At 40.9% G+C, this 18,668-nt stretch carries 16 protein-coding genes; 9 read left to right on the top strand and 7 right to left on the bottom strand.

Annotated features, from left to right (window positions below; genetic code table 11):
- The first annotated feature begins 65 nt into the window (after positions 1-65).
- The 3 genes from prfC (at position 66) to NPUN_RS19420 (ending at position 5,311) form a co-directional block, all read left to right on the top strand.
- Positions 66-1,694 carry a peptide chain release factor 3 gene (gene prfC, locus NPUN_RS19430; protein ID WP_012410201.1) on the top strand — a complete coding sequence of 543 codons (1,629 nt, stop codon included), beginning with the start codon at positions 66-68 and terminating at the stop codon, positions 1,692-1,694.
- A gap of 193 nt (positions 1,695-1,887) precedes the next feature.
- Positions 1,888-4,164 (top strand): M48 family metalloprotease, encoded by a 2,277-nt coding sequence (locus NPUN_RS19425; protein WP_012410200.1) that lies wholly within the window; start codon positions 1,888-1,890, stop codon positions 4,162-4,164.
- A gap of 637 nt (positions 4,165-4,801) precedes the next feature.
- Positions 4,802-5,311, top strand: a complete 510-nt coding sequence (locus NPUN_RS19420; protein ID WP_012410199.1) for an RNA recognition motif domain-containing protein — start codon at positions 4,802-4,804, stop codon at positions 5,309-5,311.
- A gap of 198 nt (positions 5,312-5,509) precedes the next feature.
- On the opposite strand, the gene NPUN_RS40890 is transcribed toward NPUN_RS19420, so the two are convergent.
- Positions 5,510-5,689: a hypothetical protein gene (locus NPUN_RS40890; RefSeq protein ID WP_148220344.1), complete on the bottom strand. Its 180-nt coding sequence runs from the start codon at positions 5,687-5,689 to the stop codon at positions 5,510-5,512.
- A 14-nt stretch (positions 5,690-5,703) separates the two neighbouring features.
- On the opposite strand from NPUN_RS40890, the gene NPUN_RS19415 reads away from it, so the two are divergent.
- The 5 genes from NPUN_RS19415 to NPUN_RS19395 all read left to right on the top strand — a co-directional run bounded on the left by NPUN_RS19415 (position 5,704) and on the right by NPUN_RS19395 (position 10,189).
- The gene (locus NPUN_RS19415; protein WP_012410198.1) at positions 5,704-6,144 is read left to right on the top strand and encodes a SufE family protein; all 441 of its coding nucleotides are present in this window, start codon (positions 5,704-5,706) and stop codon (positions 6,142-6,144) included.
- Positions 6,145-6,263: 119 nt separating this feature from the next.
- A complete protein-coding gene (locus tag NPUN_RS19410) occupies positions 6,264-7,175 on the top strand; it encodes an alpha/beta fold hydrolase (RefSeq protein WP_012410197.1) in 912 nt (303 codons plus the stop codon).
- A gap of 559 nt (positions 7,176-7,734) precedes the next feature.
- Entirely contained in the window at positions 7,735-8,706 is a 972-nt protein-coding gene (locus tag NPUN_RS19405) for a CobW family GTP-binding protein (RefSeq protein WP_012410196.1), read from the top strand.
- Between the two features lie 73 nt (positions 8,707-8,779).
- Positions 8,780-9,838, top strand: a complete 1,059-nt coding sequence (locus NPUN_RS19400; RefSeq protein ID WP_012410195.1) for a WD40 repeat domain-containing protein — start codon at positions 8,780-8,782, stop codon at positions 9,836-9,838.
- A 78-nt stretch (positions 9,839-9,916) separates the two neighbouring features.
- A complete protein-coding gene (locus NPUN_RS19395) occupies positions 9,917-10,189 on the top strand; it encodes a hypothetical protein (RefSeq protein WP_012410194.1) in 273 nt (90 codons plus the stop codon).
- 160 nt (positions 10,190-10,349) lie between these two features.
- On the opposite strand, the gene NPUN_RS19390 is transcribed toward NPUN_RS19395, so the two are convergent.
- A complete protein-coding gene (locus NPUN_RS19390) occupies positions 10,350-10,529 on the bottom strand; it encodes a hypothetical protein (protein ID WP_041565514.1) in 180 nt (59 codons plus the stop codon).
- A 3-nt stretch (positions 10,530-10,532) separates the two neighbouring features.
- Between NPUN_RS19390 and NPUN_RS19385 the strand changes: the two genes are divergently transcribed.
- Positions 10,533-12,137: an NAD(P)H-quinone oxidoreductase subunit N gene (locus tag NPUN_RS19385; protein WP_012410193.1), complete on the top strand. Its 1,605-nt coding sequence runs from the start codon at positions 10,533-10,535 to the stop codon at positions 12,135-12,137.
- A 332-nt stretch (positions 12,138-12,469) separates the two neighbouring features.
- Here the strand turns inward: NPUN_RS19385 and NPUN_RS19380 are convergent, their stop codons facing one another.
- The 5 genes from NPUN_RS19380 to NPUN_RS19360 form a co-directional block, all read right to left on the bottom strand.
- Positions 12,470-13,840, bottom strand: a complete 1,371-nt coding sequence (locus NPUN_RS19380; RefSeq protein ID WP_012410192.1) for an ATP-binding protein — start codon at positions 13,838-13,840, stop codon at positions 12,470-12,472.
- Between the two features lie 84 nt (positions 13,841-13,924).
- Entirely contained in the window at positions 13,925-14,467 is a 543-nt protein-coding gene (locus NPUN_RS19375; protein ID WP_012410191.1) for a methanogen output domain 1-containing protein, read from the bottom strand.
- Positions 14,468-14,860: 393 nt separating this feature from the next.
- The gene (locus tag NPUN_RS19370; RefSeq protein WP_012410190.1) at positions 14,861-15,907 is read right to left on the bottom strand and encodes a sensor histidine kinase; all 1,047 of its coding nucleotides are present in this window, start codon (positions 15,905-15,907) and stop codon (positions 14,861-14,863) included.
- A gap of 6 nt (positions 15,908-15,913) precedes the next feature.
- Positions 15,914-17,065, bottom strand: a complete 1,152-nt coding sequence (locus tag NPUN_RS19365) for an FIST signal transduction protein (protein ID WP_012410189.1) — start codon at positions 17,063-17,065, stop codon at positions 15,914-15,916.
- Between the two features lie 29 nt (positions 17,066-17,094).
- Positions 17,095-18,417 (bottom strand): hybrid sensor histidine kinase/response regulator, encoded by a 1,323-nt coding sequence (locus NPUN_RS19360; protein ID WP_012410188.1) that lies wholly within the window; start codon positions 18,415-18,417, stop codon positions 17,095-17,097.
- Between the last annotated feature and the right edge of the window lie 251 nt (positions 18,418-18,668).

Genomic DNA, 18,668 nt, shown 5'->3' with positions numbered 1-18,668 from the left:
GTCTTAAGATTAAAAGACTTGCCAGAGTCAAAAAAAATTAAGCTAGCTAACAAACAAATACAATTATGTCTACTGAACTTCAGTCTGAACTTATTCAAGCGGTTGAACTGCGCCGCAATTTTGCGATTATATCTCACCCCGATGCGGGTAAAACGACACTAACAGAAAAGTTACTCCTGTACGGAGGTGCAATTCACGAAGCTGGGGCGGTTAAGGCGCGACGGGCACAGCGTAAGGCTACCTCTGACTGGATGGCGATGGAGCAACAACGGGGTATTTCCATTACCTCCACAGTGTTGCAATTTGAATACCAAAAGTGTCAAATCAATTTATTAGACACTCCTGGACACCAAGATTTCAGTGAAGATACTTATCGTACTCTCGCCGCCGCTGATAATGCAGTGATGTTAATTGATGCGGCAAAAGGTTTGGAACCCCAAACCCGTAAATTGTTTGAAGTGTGTAAGTTGCGCGGTATTCCAATTTTTACTTTTATCAACAAGCTCGATCGCCCCGGAAGAGAACCTCTAGAACTGTTGGATGAAATTGAGCAAGAATTGGGATTGCAAACCTATGCGGTCAACTGGCCGATTGGTATGGGCGATCGCTTTAAAGGTGTTTTTGACCGACACAAGCAACAAATTCACTTGTTTGAACGCAGTGCCCACGGTAGCCGAGAAGCCCGTGATACGATAGTCGAATTAGGCGATCCGAGAATAGAAGAGAAGCTAGAACAAAGCCTGTACTACCAACTGAAAAATGATTTAGAACTCCTAGAAGGAGTTGGGCCAGAACTAGATTTGCAGTTAGTACACGAAGGCAAAATGACACCTGTGTTTTTTGGTAGTGCCATGACCAACTTTGGGGTAGAGTTATTCCTCAAGTATTTCCTCGAATATGCCCTTAAACCCGGTTCTCACTACAGCAGTGTTGGTGAAGTTGCCCCTACATACCCAGAATTTTCGGGGTTTGTCTTTAAACTACAAGCAAATATGGACCCGAAACACCGCGATCGCGTCGCATTTATCCGGGTCTGTACTGGTAAGTTTGAAAAAGATATGATGGTGAATCACGCCCGCATTGGTAAACTCATCCGTCTGTCTCGCCCGCAAAAACTCTTTGCCCAAGAGCGAGAATCGATTGATGTGGCTTATCCTGGCGATGTGATCGGTTTGAACAATCCCGGTGTTTTTGCGATCGGGGATACAATTTACACAGGACAAAAGCTCGAATATGAGGGGATTCCGTATTTCTCGCCGGAACTGTTTGCATCTCTGAGGAATCCCAACCCCTCAAAGTCTAAACAATTCCAAAAAGGCGTTGCGGAATTGCGCGAAGAAGGTGCTGTGCAAATTATGTATTCAACTGATGAAGCCAAGCGCGATCCAATTTTGGCGGCGGTGGGTCAGTTGCAATTTGAAGTAGTGCAGTTTCGCTTACAAAACGAGTATGGTGTAGAAACCATATTAGATTTATTGCCCTACAGTGTCGCCCGTTGGGTTGAGGGTGGTTGGGAAGCATTAGAAAAGGTGGGACGTATATTCAATACCACTACAGTTAAAGACAGTATGGGACGGCCAGTATTGCTATTCCGCAATGAATGGAATTGTCAACAGTTACTGGGCGACCATCCAGAGTTAAAATTAAGCGCGATCGCTCCAGTATTTTCTAGTCAACAACCAGTGGAGGAATGAAGAAGAATACAGAATTCAGAATCCAGAATTCAGATGAAGACTCAACTGAATTCTGACGACTGACTCCTGAATTCAATCTTTATCATTCACTTGACAAGCAAAACTCGGGCGCGGTTGAGTTCCACGGCATCCGAGGTTCGCGCTTTTGCACAAACGTGGATCACCTAGAAGAGATTGGAGTGCCAGAATTTGTATGCCTTCACATGCCAAACCGTCTTTGGAGGCTGGTTTAATTGCCCTCAAGCAGGGAAATTACCAAACAGCGATCGCTCAACTAGAACCTATTGCTAGCAGCCAAAACAATGGTACTGCTAGCTTACAAGCCCAGGTTGGTTTAGTGATGGCTTATGCTCGCACTGGCGAAGTTCCCAAAGCGATCGCTATTTCCCAGAATCTCATTGAGAGTAACAATCCGCAAGTTCAAGAGTGGGCAACACGCGCTCTCGAACACCTGACAAAACGTAAGAAACGCGATCGAGAATCAAAAAATGTCGAAACTGGATTTGTAGCGTTTGATAACTCAACTCCAGATCCTCCTCCAGATTCTCCCCCAGTTACCCCCCCGGAAAATCCTACATTAGAGGAAAAGCCAGAAGAGCAAGTAATAGAAACTAAGACCGACACCCCGCCGATGGTGCCACTACCTAGACTCAAAGCTACGGTAGCTACACCATTACCACCACCGACTGCACCTTTAAACGGTTTCATGGGTTCTGTTACCCGCACCCAAGCTAAATTATTTGGTGTTATCTATTGGCGACAAGCACAACGTGCCAAAGCATGGCAACCTCTACGTAAACCGAAATTAATTCCTTTACGGCTGCTGACAGCAGGAACATTCATTGCCCTATTTTGGGTGATGCGAGAAATCCTAAAGTTTGCAATGGGATTCATCAACCTGACTTTAGTCAAACTACCTTATCTGGAGCCGTTGCAGCTTTTATACAGCAACCCTACTAAATTGTTGCTAATAGTATTGGTGATTTTGATTGGAATATCACCTTGGTTACTGGATCTGCTACTGGCGAACTTATATGGTCAGCGAGAATTTCCCAAAGATGTATTGAATGCCCATAGCCGCGAAGCTGTGCGGGTGCTACAACGTTGTTGTCAACAGCGTCACTGGCCCTTACCCAAACTGCGGATTTTACCAATGGCTGCACCAATTATTCTAACTTACGGTAGTTTACCACGTAATGCCAGGATTGTTGTAAGTCAAGGGCTATTAGAGCAACTAGCAGATGATGAAATCGCAATTATTTACGCCACGCAGCTAGGGCACATTGCTCACTGGGATTTTTCTGTGATGTCTTTGTTGCTGCTGGTGACACTACCCATCCATAAGCTTTATCAGCAAATATCAGAGTTGGGAGACAAAATATCGAGGGAAATCTGGCGCTGGCCGGTGACAATTGTGGCTAGTCTCGTTTATGGAGTTTGGGGTTTACTGACTGGGACTGGATTGTGGTTGTCGCGGTTGCGGCTTTATTATAGCGATCGCGTCGCATCTGAAATTACTGGTAATCCCAATGCCCTGATTCGCGCTTTACTCAAAATTTCCATTGGTATTGCAGCTGATATCCAAAAAGAAGAACAGACCAGTTGGCAATTAGAAAGCTTAAATCTCTTAACACCAGTCGGCCACCAACAGAGCCTTTCTTTGGGCACTATTGCCAGCAATTTATCTTTTGAATCATTTTTGAAGTGGGATACCGCTAATCCCTATCGCCAATGGTTTACTATTAATAATAGTCATTCTTTGATGGGCGATCGCATCGAACACCTCTGCAAAATAGCCCGTCACTGGCATCTGGACACCGAACTGCATTTTGCTAGCGAACCATCACAGGTTAACCGTCAGTCTTTCTTATTACAAATCGCTCCCTGGTTGGGAATTCCTTTAGGGTTTCTGTTTGCAGCTTTGGTCTGGCTAACCTGGCAACTAGCATTCGTACTCAAGTTTTTAAATCTAAAGTGGATATATGAAGATTGGTCTTTCATTACAGGCTGCCTTCTAATTGGCTTTAGCATCGGTACAGTAATGCGGATTAATTCTTTTTTCCCTGACATCAAATCCGCTACTGTGCAAACTGATGACTACCTGCCCAACCTATTAGCCGACCCTTCTGCCTTACCTATTGATAGCGTCAGCGTGCGTCTGGTGGGCAAACTATTAGGTCGTCAAGGCACTAGCAACTCCCTAGCACAAGATTTAATCCTCCAATCCAGCACAGGCTTGGTGAAATTACACCACATTTCTTGGCTAGGACAGTCAGTGAATCACCAGGATCTCATCGGTCGGCAAATTATCGTCACAGGTTGGTTCCGGCGAGGAGCGACACCTTGGATCGATGTCCACACCTTAGAAACTCAAAGTGGTAAAACTATTCATAGCCCTCATCCCATCTGGTCTACTTTTTTGGCAGTTGCAGCACAGGCTTGGGGCGCATACGTTTTTCTGACTGGTTAGTCATTGGTCATTGGTCATTAGCAAAGGACAACTGACAAATTACAAATTGTAATGTAAAGAAAAGTTGCAGGTTTTCTTTCAAAGTGTTACATTTATTTACACAAACAATAGCAGCCAACATAACTCAGCACTACAGCTTAGTCATGAATTCGGATGCTTTTCCCCCCTCCATACCTTTTTATCCTCCCAACACAGCAGGAAATCAACCAGCCATCGGCTGGTTTTTGTTTCAAATTATGCTCCCTTGAATAAAAAAATGTGTTTTATGTTACGATACAGTAATACTAACGTTAGAAATGTATGCGCTAAACTAGCTACGTAGAAAATACCGTGGTAATGTAAGGAATGGTATTTGATTCTGCGAAAAAGGCATGGAAGAAAGCGTGTACTTTAGCAGGCAATAGGCTATTAAATTTACAATTCTTAGAATTAAGGTGTTATTAGCTCACCATTGTGTGGGCCTTTGGATTAAACAAGCTTGATCCCGACGAAAAACTGTATTGTATAGGTTGACAGTTTCGAGCAAAAAATTGGTTGATGGCAGTCTTGGTCAATAGCATCTATTTAAATTAAAAGCCAAAGCCAAGTGATTGTTTTCTCGCCTTGCCATGTTCATTTAACTTTGGAGGTATAGTTCATGTCCGTTCGCCTATATATAGGTAATTTGCCTAAAGAAGAAATTGATCGTCAAGATTTGCAAGCAGTTTTTGCAGCAGAAGGTGAAGCTGTAACTACTAAATTAATTAAAGACCGCAAAACTGGCAAATGCCGTGGTTTCGGTTTTCTTACCGTCAACAATGACGAACAAGCTGACGAAATCATTGAAAAGTATAATGGTCAGATGTTTAAAGACACTGCCATTAAGCTAGAAAAGGCATTACCTCGGACAAAGGGTGAAGAGGGCGACGAACAAGCTCCTAAACCAGTTACTCTGGCTGGTAGTAGTACGCCCACTCCTAGCGTTAATAGAGAAGGTAGCCGTCGGGAGAAAAGCTCTAAAAAGCCTCGTCGTGGCGGCAGTGGCGGCGGTTCTCGCGACAACAGCACCACAACAACTACCGATTCAGACGCTATTCGTCCAGATCCTCGTTGGGCTTCGGAATTAGAAAAGCTGAAGCAGATGCTAGCTGCACAAACTACGAACTAATCCCTAAGGGAGAGAAATTAAAAATTAAAAGTCAGAATTTTTTTGATTTTTAATTTTTAATTGTTGATTATCATCTGGCTGCTTAGTTACAAGCTACTTGCAGCTATTTTTGTAAATGCATATCGATACAACGTAACTTGTACAGAGTTGCTGTTAAAGGCTGCTTATAAAAAAATTAAGTTTTTGCGATTAGATGCATTAAAAAGGTAACTGAAGATAAGTGCGATGCCTACGGCGGGCAGCGCCTACGCAGGAATTATCTGAATTTGACAAGTTATAAGCTAGCTTCATACCAGCAAGAGAACCAGAGGCGTGTAGGTGCAGCCCACCGTAGGCATCGCTCTCCAGATAATTTACACTCAAGGTAAGACCGATCATTTGCAGCTTCTGTTATGTCCTCAACTCTAGATTCTTTGCCACCTGCGCTTGCTAAAATTGTCCAGCGCTTTCAACGCGCTTCTGAACCGAAGCGGCGCTACGAACAGCTAATCTGGTATGCTCAGAAGCTCAATGAGTTCCCAGAAGCTGATAAATTACCCGAAAATAAAGTTCCTGGTTGCGTGTCTCAAGTTTATATCACAGCAACTTTGAATGACGGTAAGGTTGTGTTTCAGGGCGAGTCTGATTCCCAGTTAACCAAAGGTTTAGTAGGGCTTCTAGTTGAAGGATTGCAGGGACTAACGCCAACTGAAATTGTCCAACTTACCCCAGATTTTATTCAAGAAACAGGCTTAAACGTTAGTCTGACACCTTCCCGCGCTAATGGATTTTACAACATTTTTAAAACCATGCAAAAAAAAGCGTTGGAATGTAAGTTAGATTTGCCTAGCTAAACTTGGTTATTGCTCATTGGTCATTAGTCATTGGTCATTGGTCATTGGTCATTTGCAAAGGACAAAGGACAAAGGACAAATGACAAATAAATAAGGTACAACTACCAAAATTTAGTGTCATGTCAACCAATGTATTATCCACCTTTGCTGCTATTGGCTTTGGTGGAGTAGTTCAAGAATATCTCTGGAATTGGGAAAATCAGCAATTGCGCGTTGTTTATGAAACCCTTGGTGAAGGTTCACCGCTATTGCTACTACCATCTTTCAGCAGTGTTTCGACTCGCTTGGAAGTAGGTGAACTTGCCAAATTACTAGCTCCCAATTTTCAAGTTGTAGCCATAGATTGGCCTGGATTTGGTGAATCTTCTCGCCCTAGCTTGGATTACCGACCGGAAATATATCAGCACTTTCTGGAAGATTTTGTCAAAGCTGTTTTTAATACCCCCATTACTGTGGTGGCGGCTGGTCATGCTGCTAGTTACGTTTTACAATTAGCTCTCAAGCAGGCTGCTTTCTCAAAAATTGTATTGTTGGCTCCTACTTGGCGCGGGCCTTTGCCAACAATGGGGGCAAGTCAACAGATAGCTGGCTTTGTGAGAGAATTAGTGCGATCGCCTATACTTGGTCAAGCTCTCTACAAACTCAACACTACCCAATCTTTCTTAAGTTTGATGTACCGTCGCCATGTCTTTACTGACGCGGCTAAAATTACACCCAGTTTCATTGAGAAGAAGTGGCAGACAACTCAACAACCAGGAGCGCGATTTGCATCTGCTGCTTTTGTAACTGGTAATCTCGATGCTGTACGCGAACAATCTGATTTTCTGGAACTTGTGCAATCTTTAACTGTACCGCTCATGGTAGTAATTGGGGAATCCAGCCCCCCCAAATCACGAGAAGAAATGAACGCTTTGGTAGCATTACCAGGAGTGAGAAGTGTTGTTATTCCCGGTTCTTTGGGATTGCATGAAGAATATCCAGCCGTTGTTTTAGAAGTAGTTCAAGATTTTTTGTTCTCTTCAGAAAATTAAATCTTTATATTGCACCTTGGTGCGAGACTAGGATTATAGAACTAGCCCTTTCAAGAAGGGTAAAATATTGGTTAATAAATTCTTTTAAACCGCAGAGGCGCAGAGGACACAGAGAGAGAAGCAAATGCAGTTCTCGCACTTTTTCTCTCTGCGCTCTCTGCGCCTCTGTGGTAGCCTGCGGCAAGCCCTACGGGTAGACGCTCGTACCTCGCTACCGCTACGCTAACGCCAGTTCCTTTATGCCGGGGAACCCGTCCACCGGACTGGCTCACCGCTCCGCGTCTACGTTAAAAAAATGACTTTGACAAAGAGTGCTAACTTTAATCTAACCGTATTGGCCGCACTGTGGGTCGGCTTGTATGCCATATTCCTACCAGCTACCCCAACTTATGAATATTTATTACTTATTACAGATGCATAAAAATAAAATGTTCTGTGATTAAATTATTTGATTATTTTACTGAAACCCAAAATAACAGTAAGTTCGCACAAAAATAGAAAAAGATTTATTATGGGCGATAATGATTATCCATAAGGTGAGACAAGAGGAATTTAGAGTATGGTGGCTGACGTAATCAACAATTCAGTTCCCGTTACTGTTCTTACAGGCTATTTGGGAGCAGGTAAAACGACTCTACTCAATCACATCCTCACCTACGAACACGGCAAAAAAGTTGCTGTGATTGTCAATGAATTTGGGGAAGTGGGTATTGATAATCAATTGATTATCGATGCAGATGAAGAAATATTTGAAATGAATAATGGCTGTATCTGTTGTACAGTACGCGGCGATTTAATTCGCATCATTGGTAATTTGATGAAGCGGCGCGATAAATTTGACCATTTAGTAATTGAAACAACTGGATTAGCCGATCCAGCTCCAGTGATTCAGACATTTTTTGTAGATGAAGATTTGCAAAGTCAAATATCTCTAGATGCGGTAGTGACAGTGGTAGATGCCAAGCATATTTGGCAGCATTGGGATGCAGACGAAGCCCAAGAACAGATTGCCTTTGCCGATGTAATTTTACTTAATAAAACAGATTTGGTAGCGCCAGAAGAGTTAGATGAATTAGAAAAACGGATTCGGGCGATGAATGCGATCGCAAAAATCTACCGCACCCAAAATTCTGAACTAGGAATGGATGCTTTATTAGGTGTAAAAGCCTTTGATTTAGATCGTGCATTAGAAATCGATCCAGATTTCTTAGGTGAAGATGCCCACGTACACGATGAAACTGTTTATTCTGTGGCTTTAGTAGAAGCAGGCGCAGTCGATGGAGAAAAATTAAACACTTGGCTTTCGAAATTACTGCGTACCCAAGGCCCAGACATCTTTCGGATGAAAGGCATTTTAAATATTGCTGGAGAAGATAATCGATTTGTATTCCAAGGGGTACACATGATATTTGATGGCAAACCCGATCGCCCCTGGAAACCTAGCGAAACCCCCAAAAACGAACTAGTCTTCATCGGCCGCAACCTTGATGCAGCCCAACTCAAGCAAGATTTTCTCGCTTGTCTAGCATAAGTTAGGGAGTGGAAAGTAGGGAATTTACCATTCCCCATTCCCCATTCCCCATTCCCCACTCCACCTTGCAAATATGAACTCCACAACCAAATCTAAGGAATTTGAACAACACTATTCGGGGACACTTTCAGATTATGTAACTGCGATCGCTTGGTCGCCACAAGGTAAAACTTTAGCAGCAACTTCCGCCGCTGGTGAAGTAGTTTTGTGGAATGATGGCGAACTCACAACTTTACAAACTGGTAACGGTAAATCAGTAGACTGTCTGGCATTTTCCCCAGATGGAAAATTTTTAGCTGTTGGCGGACAGGATGGACAAGTAAAAATTTGGCAGAATACTGAATTAATCGCCACCTTGGAAAATGCCCCCGCATGGGTTGACAAGCTAGCTTGGAATTACACCAGTAACCAACTGGCTTTTAGTTTGGGGCGTTACGTCCAAGTCTGGGATGTAGATACTCATGAAATTGTCGTGACGCTGAATTTCGACAACTCTTCAGTATTGGGTATAGATTGGCGCATTGACGGACAATACTTAGCCATTAGTGGTTATAAGGGAGTAAAGATTTGGCATAGTCAAAACTGGGATGAAGAACCATACAGCCTAGATATGACTACTGTCAGTTTAGCTATGGCTTGGTCGCCCGATGGTAAATTCCTGGCTTCTGGCAACATGGATCGTAGTGTCACTGTTTTGGAATGGAACAATCCCGACCCTTGGGTAATGCGTGGTTTCCCTGGAAAAATTCGCCAATTGGCATGGTCAGAAGCTATGACTAAAGTAGGTGCGCCAATCCTGGCATCTTCCAGCGTTGAAGGTATTGTGGTGTGGGAGAAACTAGAGGATGATACTTTAGGTTGGGAAGCACGAGTATTAACAAATCATGTAGGTACGATCAATGCGATCGCCTTTGCACCAAAAAGTTTCCTTCTCGCTTCTGCTGCTGCTGATGGCTGGTTGTGTTTGTGGAACCAAGCCAAGGAAGTATCTCAAATTATCACAGGTGTCTCAGGAGGTTTTTCGACCTTAGCATGGCATCCCCAAGGCAAGTTACTGGCCGCAGGTGGTGAGCAAGGCGAATTGGTTATTTGGTCAAAGGTTTTACGAGGTCAAGGATTTGGGCGTAGTTAAATAATACTCAGTAATTAAAGTTGAACCTCGTCAATTTATTGGTTATGCTGTATCACCAAAGGTATTTTTGTGTAAATTATGAACATAGTGAAACTGATTTTACTTGCTTGTCCCGCATTTCTGGTATCCATGCTACTGATAGTTAATCCAGTACACGCATCCAGCCTCAAATCTCTATATGCTACACAAGTTGTTACTGTAGCATCTACACAACAAATTTCCGATCTAGTGACAGTAAACTTGATTCAAGCATCCAATCCGATTATTGATCGAGTTGGTTGCAATTGTGCAAACTGTGTTCAGTCTAGATTCCAATCGCTACAAGGCAAGCTGCCATCAGTGGGTTTTTAATAAAGTTAAAAGTTATGAATCTTGTAGGGGCACAGCAATCCTGTGCCCTTATTAATTATTAATTAGCTTTTTGTACATAGCGATCGCAGCTGCGGCATCATTATTTAATTAAGGTCATACCTTAAAAACCAAGTAGGAAAGTATTTAGGTGAATCCCTAACTACTGAGAAACCTGCTGGTAAGCTAGTGAAGTTGGTGCGAACGCGAACAGTATGCCGTAGGCGATCGCAATTTGCACCCAAGCTGTTAAGCTCTTGTTCAAAGAGCTAGTCCGGGGATTAGAAAACTTGCTAGAGTGAACAGAGTTAGCCTTAATGTCTAATCGCCAAAACCTATACATCTCATGGATTTTGCTAATATTGCATCCCAGTTAAATGCTGGAACGATTTTACCAGAGGGGATTGTTATTCTCACCCTCTTGGGGGTTTTGATTGTTGATTTGATTTTGGGGCGTACATCCGCACGCTGGATTGGATATCTAGCGATCGCAGGTTTATTTACTTCCATTGTCGCCCTATATTTTCAATGGGACAATCCTAATCCCATCTCTTTTACCGGTGGCTTTAATGGTGATGACCTGAGTATCGTCTTTCGCGGCATCATTGCCTTGTCTGCGGCTGTGACTATACTGATGTCAATTCGCTACGTCGATCAAAGCGGCACTCCTTTAGCCGAATTCATCGCTATTTTGCTGAGTGCGACTTTAGGAGGGATGTTTTTATCCGGGGCTAGTGAGTTGGTGATGATTTTCATCTCCCTAGAAACCCTGAGTATTTCCTCTTACTTGCTGACAGGTTATACCAAGCGTGACCCCCGCTCCAATGAAGCGGCGCTGAAATACTTGTTAATTGGAGCTTCCAGTACAGCAGTATTTTTGTACGGTGTATCACTGCTGTATGGATTATCTGGAGGACAAACTGAATTAAGTGCGATCGCAAATGGCATTGCCACAGCGAAAGTGGGACAATCTTTAGGTTTAGTGATTGCTCTAGTTTTTGCGATCGCAGGTATTGGCTTTAAAATCTCCGCTGCACCTTTCCACCAGTGGACACCAGACGTTTATGAAGGCGCTCCCACCCCAGTCATCGCCTTTTTATCTGTTGGTTCCAAAGCAGCTGGGTTTGCCCTAGCCATCCGCTTGCTGACAACAGCCTTCCCTCTTGTTGCAGACGAGTGGAGATTTGTCTTCACTGCTCTAGCCGTTCTCAGCATGATTTTGGGTAACGTAGTCGCCCTAGCCCAAACCAGCATGAAACGAATGCTAGCTTATTCATCCATTGCCCAAGCCGGGTTTGTGATGATTGGCTTGATTGCTGGGACACAAGCAGGGTATGCCAGTATGATATTTTACCTACTGGTTTACTTGTTCATGAACCTGTGCGGTTTTACCTGCATCATCCTGTTCTCACTGCGGACAGGAACCGACCAGATTGCCGAATACTCTGGGTTATATCAAAAAGACCCACTCCTAACATTGGGGTTGAGTATTGCTCTGCTTTCCTTGGGTGGTATTCCACCATTGGCTGGGTTTTTCGGCAAGATTTACTTATTCTGGGCTGGTTGGCAAGCAGGACTTTATTGGTTAGTCTTACTGGGCTTAGTTACCACCGTCGTCTCCATCTACTACTACATTCGCGTAGTTAAGATGATGGTAGTCAAAGAACCCCATGAAATGTCCGACGCGGTGAAGAATTATCCACAAGTGCGTTGGGATTTACCTGGACTAAGGCCTTTGCAAGTCGGGCTGGTGATAACATTAATTGCCACTTCCCTAGCAGGGATTTTGTCAAATCCACTGTTTACATTGGCTAACAATTCCATCTCCAATACGCCATTTTTGCAAGCAACAATCAACAGTCATGTAGAAGCACAAAATCTACTGCTTTTACCAAAGTTAGATTCGGTTAGTCAGTCTCAACCCTCAGTTGATTCTACCGCTAAGATTTAACCGATTCTCAATATAACTTTCTACTCAAAGATACGTCTGTTTGCTAATTAGCAGACAGGCGTTTTTCATATCTATTAATACCAATTCTGTATCAATACTTGTCGTCGGGTTTTGGGGAAAAGGGTAAGGTGGGAAGGGGCGGGGAAAAGAAAAAACCTTTAATACCAATTTGAAAAAAGAATGCGACAAATAGACCATCTGTAGAGACGCGATGAATCGCGTCTTTACCCAAGAATGTGTTGCTTCGAGGAGTATTGAATTCTGTATGAAGATGCACCTATAGAACTTACGCAAAATTGTAGGGGTAATTCTTTTACGTAAGTCCTAAAATTTTATGAGACTGAGTTAACAGGTATCTTGATCACAAATTCTGCACCTTTTCCTGGAACCGAAAAACAGCTCAGTTGTCCGCCATGTTTTTCAACTATAATTTGATAGCTTACAGATAGCCCTATTCCTGTGCCTTTACCCACGGTTTTGGTAGTGAAAAATGGATCGAATACCTTTGAGCGAACTTGTTCATCTATTCCCAAACCATTATCAGCAATACTAACCGCAATCCATTTTTCATTGATTACCTCAGTTTTGATTTGAATTTGGGGATTATTATTTGTCAGCTTTTGATTGTCAGTTGTTTGCGAATTGACCGCCAGCGCTTCCAGTGCATCGATCGCATTAGCAAGAATATTCATAAACACTTGGTTAAGTTGACCAGGATAGCAAGTTACATTAGGTAGCTGACTATATTTTTTGATCACTTTGATTTCTGGGTACTCATGCCTAGCTTGCAGTCGATGCTCCAAAATCATTAAAGCACTATCAATTCCTTCATGTATATTGACTTGTTTAAGCTCTGCTTCATCCAGTCTGGAAAAGTTACGTAGTGATTTAACAATTTCCTGAATTCGCTCTGTTCCTACTGTCATTGACTGGAAGAGTTTAGTTATATCTTGAATCAGAAAATCTAAGTCTATTTCTTCTAGCTCCTGTTGGATTTCTAGAGGAGTATTGGGACAAAGTTGTTGATAGATTTGCACCAATTTCAGTAAATCATGAGTGTATTTATAGGCGTGGTGGAGGTTTCCATAAATAAAACTGACGGGGTTATTTATTTCATGAGCAATACCAGCAACCATCTGACCTAAACTAGACATTTTCTCAGCTTGGATAAGTTGAGTTTGGGTAAGTTGTAGTTCGTTTAGTGTTTCTTGTAAAGCAGTTGTACGTTCCTCAACCCGAATTTCTAACTCTTGATTAGCTTTCCACAGCGCTTCCTCCGCTTGTTTACGTCTCTGAACTTCTTTTGCTAACTCATCGATTTTCTGGTTTAGGAGAACAAAATTACTGCTAGCTAAAGTTCTATTTTCTAAACGTAAGAGAATTAAACTTGAAGATTCAGGAGACCAAGGTTGAATAACGGCTCCTTGACTACGACATATTAAGGTTTGTCCATCATTCTTTCGTAAAGTCAAGGAGCCAATAACCATTGCTCTACTACTTGAACAAGCTTGCAGGTACTTTACAACATCGTCAGTAGACTGAGTTACAAGTTCAAAGAGCATCTTTCCCCGCAGTTCCTGACGGCGTAACCCCAGCATATCTGCTACTGGTTGATTGGTCGCTAGCAACTGACCCTCTCCACTCACCAGGAGCAAAGGTTCTGGTAAAACTCTGGCAAATTCAAGAAATTGTTCGGGAGTCATGGGGCTTCCAATTTCAGGGTTCGATTCTAATTTACATATCTGCACTCAAGCTTGTATCCTATGGTTATTTTAGTGAGGAAGAGTTTACACAGATTCTAGTCCCCTAAAGTATTCTCGACCTTCTGCATCTTCTGCCTCTTCTGTAAATTTTAAGTAAACAATAACTCTACATCCCGAAGCACCCTGTGCTATTGTCTGTTGCAATTCTACTTTCGCATATCCCAGATTATTAGCTGCGATCGTCCCAAAGACGTTTGAAGTCATCATACACATGGCAGGGCGATTAAGCACTTTTTCCCCAAATGGGCAGACGCGGTTGCCAAAGACAATTTTTTCATCATCCTGCTCAACAACATAAAAATCGCCCTGGATTCGTTTTTTTAAATCAATCAAGACATCAGCGACCTGCTTACGGGAAAGTTTGGAGACTTCCAGAGCAGATTTGTAATCTTGATCAAGCTGCGTAGCCATCCTTTCACCAACTACACTAATAAATCCAGAAGCTTCTTCTAAGCCAACTACATCCTGCAAAGTGCCAGATAATTCTCTAATTAATGTACGTAAAAATATATCGCGTTCTAAAGAAACATTAAGCGTGGCTATCGAATGATTAAGTGCATTAGTCATAAATTTTGAGAACACAATCTTGGAACTACAGTTATAGAGTTCCCCAAAATGACCATAAAGTAACTGGTTGATACCTTTCTTTAAAGAAGTTGGTGCTTGCTTGTGTTTCTAATAAATTGTGATAGCGATCGCAATTTCTAAATCTTGTCGTTGCGACAGTTCTCGGTTTTGCAAAGTCTCTTCTAGCTTCAAACCAATTCTCACTTTGCAAATAAACCAGCTTATTTACAAACAGGATCAAATTTTTCTATTTTAAATAAATGAATTTTACTGCTCTGAAAGCGTAGTTAATTACCCATTATGAACCACAAATTATTCGTTTCAATCGCCTGATTCTATATTAAAAATTAATTTTAAATAATCTTAATTTCAAGAATTGATAGATTTACTATTTTAAGAGATGGGAATTCTAGTGATAAACTCAGAACCTTTTCCTAGCACAGATTTTACCTCTAGAGTTCCCCTATGTTTTTGAACAATTATTTGATAAGCGATTGATAATCCTAATCCTGTTCCTTTTCCCACAGGTTTTGTTGTGAATAAATGACTAAACATTTTTTGCTGAACATCAGGCGATATTCCTACACCATTATCTTGAATCTTAATCAATGCGTGATTCTCATCTTTGTTTCGAGCAGTATGAATTATAATTTGATTGTGACTTTCCTTAATTTCATCAAAACTCAATCCCGAATTCGACTCATCTAAAGCATCAATTGCATTTGCCAACAAATTCATAAATACCTGACTCAATTGTCCTGGAAAGCATGGTATAGGAGGAATCTCACCGTCATAATTTTTAACTACTTGAATAGCAGGACGAATCTTATTATCTTTCAACCGATACTTGAGAATAAAAAGAGTGTTGTCAATACATTCATGAAGGTTAAACATAACTTTTTGTTCTGTATCTGTTCTGGAAAAAGTTCGCAAGCTACTACTAATATTAGAAATGCGATTAGTGCCTTCTCTCATTGATGAAATTAGTTTAGGTAAATCCTCACGCACATACTCTAGATCCATTACTTTGATGATTTCTTGAATTTCTTGAGATGCTTGAGGATAGGTTTTTTGATATAGGTCGATCAAATGTAACAAATTCTGAATATACTCTTGAGCTGGAGTCAGATTACCTACTATAAAGCCAACTGGATTGTTAATTTCATGAGCTACATCTGCAACCAAACTTCCCAAACTAGACATCTTATTCTGCATTATCTGAAGATTAAGAAGCATCATTTCTAGTTCTTGGCTTCTTTCTTCTAGATTGTTTTGATATTCCTTTAATTCAGCAATTACTTTTCTGAGCAAATATTCTTTTTTCTCATTTGTCTCTTCTAGTTTTACCCGGTCTACCTCAGAACGCTCTAATTGCTTTTGAAGAATTCTATTCGCTTTCTTTAGTTCCTTATTTTCTTGTTGGTAATCCAAAAATTCCATAAAATTCTACCGAGTTCCCAAAATTAAAGTTACAAAAGTTTCATTGTGGAATTGTGTCTGGCTCATTCCATCTATAGGAGCAATTTCTCCATAAGAATAAAACCCACAACCAGGTAAATGGTAAGTCAAACAGAGTTTCGTATTCTGGTACTCTTCTTTTGCTCTCGTACCAAGTATTTGCCGACGAGCTACACATGAAAAAAATAAAACAGCACTTGGCTCTGCACCTGGATAATTATTTAAGGCATTCATAAATGATGCTTTAGAAGCTGCCAAAATATCTTCATAACATGCTTCCGCAATTTGAATTACAGCTCGATCGGGAATATCTGCAAAAAAGGTGATGCTACCAGAATCCTGATTGTAAGCAATCGGCGCTCTTATATAAAAATTGTCTCTATTCTGATCAAATACTGCTAGAGGATATTCCATTGAAGGAGGAAGTAAACCTAGATAATGATGATAAAAATCTAAAGCTGGTTTACCATCTATTTCATAGAGTATGTTCTTATCTACCTTAGTCACTTGGCTTATTTGACCGATAGGATGCCAACCACTTGCAACACCATGAGAAAACAATATTGTGCCTGAAAAAAGTAGAATTGGTACAGAATCACTTAATACTTCTGTTTGAAAAAATTGATATGTATTTTGATATCTGGACTGATCGCCTGCTAAACCGCCGAATATCGGCACATTTTGACCAAGAGCTAATTTTAAGCCATGCAATATAGATACACCACTAATTGTAAGACTCTCTGGATGAGTTAAACATAGCCTTGGAGTTTCAGTAGTTTTTGCTTTGGCTTGCTCTACAGCTTGTTTAGTTACAGCAATTGGATCGACTGAAACCTTACGTCCAACTCCTGCATTAATTTCAACTTCATCTGAGCAAAATAACATTAAGGTGATTGAGTCTTGCTGAAATTCTAAAACTGAAGAAATTTCTCCATCAGTTGTTCCACCAATTAACTCAATTCCCGGAAAAAACTGATGAATTTGCTGCAAAATGAGAGCATGTTCAAAGTCAATTGCAGAAAAAAGAATCCCAGCTTTTGGTATATCTCCTCCAAGGGAACTGACACATTGCTGAAGAACTTCTTCAATTGCTGACAGAGAATCTGGATCGTTACTGTGGCCTACTGCTGTTTTAAACATAAAGATTCCGATAAAGTTACTTAGTATAATTAGTAAATAGGGAGTTTAATGATAAATTCTGAACCGTGTTCAAGTTCTGAATTTACCTCCAGAGTTCCTCCATGTTTTTCGACAACAATTTGATGAGCAATTGATAATCCTAATCCTGTACCTTGACCAACAGGCTTAGTGGTAAATAAATAGTCGAAGATTTTTTGCTGGACATCAGCCGACATTCCCACCCCATTATCTTTAATCCGAATTAGAATATAATTATTGTTTTCATTGAGAGTAGTCTGAATAAAAATTTGATTAGGATTTGCTTCAATTTCAATATAAGTTCGTCCTATATTAGACTCCTCTAAAGAATCAATAGCATTAGCTAATAAATTCATAAATACCTGATTAAGCTGTCCGATAAAGCATTCTAAATCTGGTAAATTCTCATAATCTCTAATTATTTGAATATCAGGTCGATTCTCGGATGCTTTTAAACGGTGTTTGAGAATCATGATTGTACTGTCGATGCCATCATGAATGTTGCAAGAAACTTTGCGATCGCTATCTGCACGAGAAAAAGTTCTCAGACTAGTACTAATATTACGAATGCGCTGAACACCCTCTTTCATTGAAGAAATTAAGTTAGGTAAATCGGAAAGCATATACTTCAAATCTATCCCTGCAATTTCCTCTTGAATTTCTGGTACCGGATTTGGATAGTACTGCTGATAGAGATTAATAATATTAGCTATGTCTTGAAAATATACTGAAGCATGTCCGAGATTTCCATGAATGAAACTAACTGGATTATTAATTTCATGAGCAACTCCTGCTACTAATTGGCCAAGAGCAGACATTTTTTCTGTCTGCACAAGCTGAAGTTGAGACTCTTGTAGGTCTTTTAATGCCTTAGACAACGCTGCTGTCCTTTCTGCAACTCGTTTCTCTAAAGTTTTTGTAAGATTTCGTAATTGTAGATGGGTTTTAATTCTAGCTAGTAACTCTTCTTCATTAAAAGGTTTAGTAATATAATCAACCGCCCCTATATTTAGACCCCTAACTTTACTATTAGTATCAGAGTTAGCTGTCATAAAAATTACTGGAATATCATAAGTAGCTGAATTTTCTTTCAGTCTTTTACAAGTTTCAAATCCATCTATTCCCGGCATCATTACATCTAATAAAATTAAATCAGGTAATTGCTCTTCAGCCTGCTTAAGTGCCCTACTGCCATCATTTTCTGTAACAACTTTAAAACCAACATTAGTTAATATGTCAAAGACAATTCCTAAATTTGTAGTGGTATCATCCACCACTAAAATTAAACTATCTTCTGGGAGGTTAAGCATTTGTAGATATGGCTTATAATTCATGTATTTAAATTAATTTAACTCCTTATTTATTGTTTACTATTGCCTGCGATCGCAGCTAAGTCACCCTTATTTTGCAGACTGACTGGCAAATATATCCTCTGACAACCATATAGTTCCCAAAAACTCTGATAACAGCAACATTCTCAGGCTAAATTGCTCTATGCAACCGCTACAGCATGGACATCAACGACAAATCTGCACTTTCACTAGAGTTGAAAATCCTCCTTTATGAAGACGATCGCTCTAAAATT

Origin of the sequence: Nostoc punctiforme PCC 73102, from assembly GCF_000020025.1 — a bacterium.
Taxonomy (GTDB): domain Bacteria; phylum Cyanobacteriota; class Cyanobacteriia; order Cyanobacteriales; family Nostocaceae; genus Nostoc; species Nostoc punctiforme.
The sequence above is the reverse complement of the archived record's forward strand: the minus strand, read 5'-3'. Positions and strand labels throughout refer to the sequence as shown.

Coding starts and splice junctions, on each gene's coding strand:
- prfC (WP_012410201.1), top strand. CDS start 66: ATGTCTACTGAACTTCAGTCTGAACTTATTCAAGCGGTTGAACTGCGC.
- NPUN_RS19395 (WP_012410194.1), top strand. CDS start 9,917: ATGAACATAGTGAAACTGATTTTACTTGCTTGTCCCGCATTTCTGGTA.
- NPUN_RS19385 (WP_012410193.1), top strand. CDS start 10,533: ATGGATTTTGCTAATATTGCATCCCAGTTAAATGCTGGAACGATTTTA.
- NPUN_RS19415 (WP_012410198.1), top strand. CDS start 5,704: ATGTCCTCAACTCTAGATTCTTTGCCACCTGCGCTTGCTAAAATTGTC.
- NPUN_RS19410 (WP_012410197.1), top strand. CDS start 6,264: ATGTCAACCAATGTATTATCCACCTTTGCTGCTATTGGCTTTGGTGGA.
- NPUN_RS19360 (WP_012410188.1), bottom strand. CDS start 18,417: ATGAATTATAAGCCATATCTACAAATGCTTAACCTCCCAGAAGATAGT.
- NPUN_RS19390 (WP_041565514.1), bottom strand. CDS start 10,529: ATGTATAGGTTTTGGCGATTAGACATTAAGGCTAACTCTGTTCACTCT.
- NPUN_RS40890 (WP_148220344.1), bottom strand. CDS start 5,689: ATGATCGGTCTTACCTTGAGTGTAAATTATCTGGAGAGCGATGCCTAC.
- NPUN_RS19375 (WP_012410191.1), bottom strand. CDS start 14,467: ATGACTAATGCACTTAATCATTCGATAGCCACGCTTAATGTTTCTTTA.
- NPUN_RS19425 (WP_012410200.1), top strand. CDS start 1,888: ATGCCTTCACATGCCAAACCGTCTTTGGAGGCTGGTTTAATTGCCCTC.
- NPUN_RS19380 (WP_012410192.1), bottom strand. CDS start 13,840: ATGACTCCCGAACAATTTCTTGAATTTGCCAGAGTTTTACCAGAACCT.
- NPUN_RS19365 (WP_012410189.1), bottom strand. CDS start 17,065: ATGTTTAAAACAGCAGTAGGCCACAGTAACGATCCAGATTCTCTGTCA.
- NPUN_RS19420 (WP_012410199.1), top strand. CDS start 4,802: ATGTCCGTTCGCCTATATATAGGTAATTTGCCTAAAGAAGAAATTGAT.
- NPUN_RS19400 (WP_012410195.1), top strand. CDS start 8,780: ATGAACTCCACAACCAAATCTAAGGAATTTGAACAACACTATTCGGGG.
- NPUN_RS19370 (WP_012410190.1), bottom strand. CDS start 15,907: ATGGAATTTTTGGATTACCAACAAGAAAATAAGGAACTAAAGAAAGCG.
- NPUN_RS19405 (WP_012410196.1), top strand. CDS start 7,735: ATGGTGGCTGACGTAATCAACAATTCAGTTCCCGTTACTGTTCTTACA.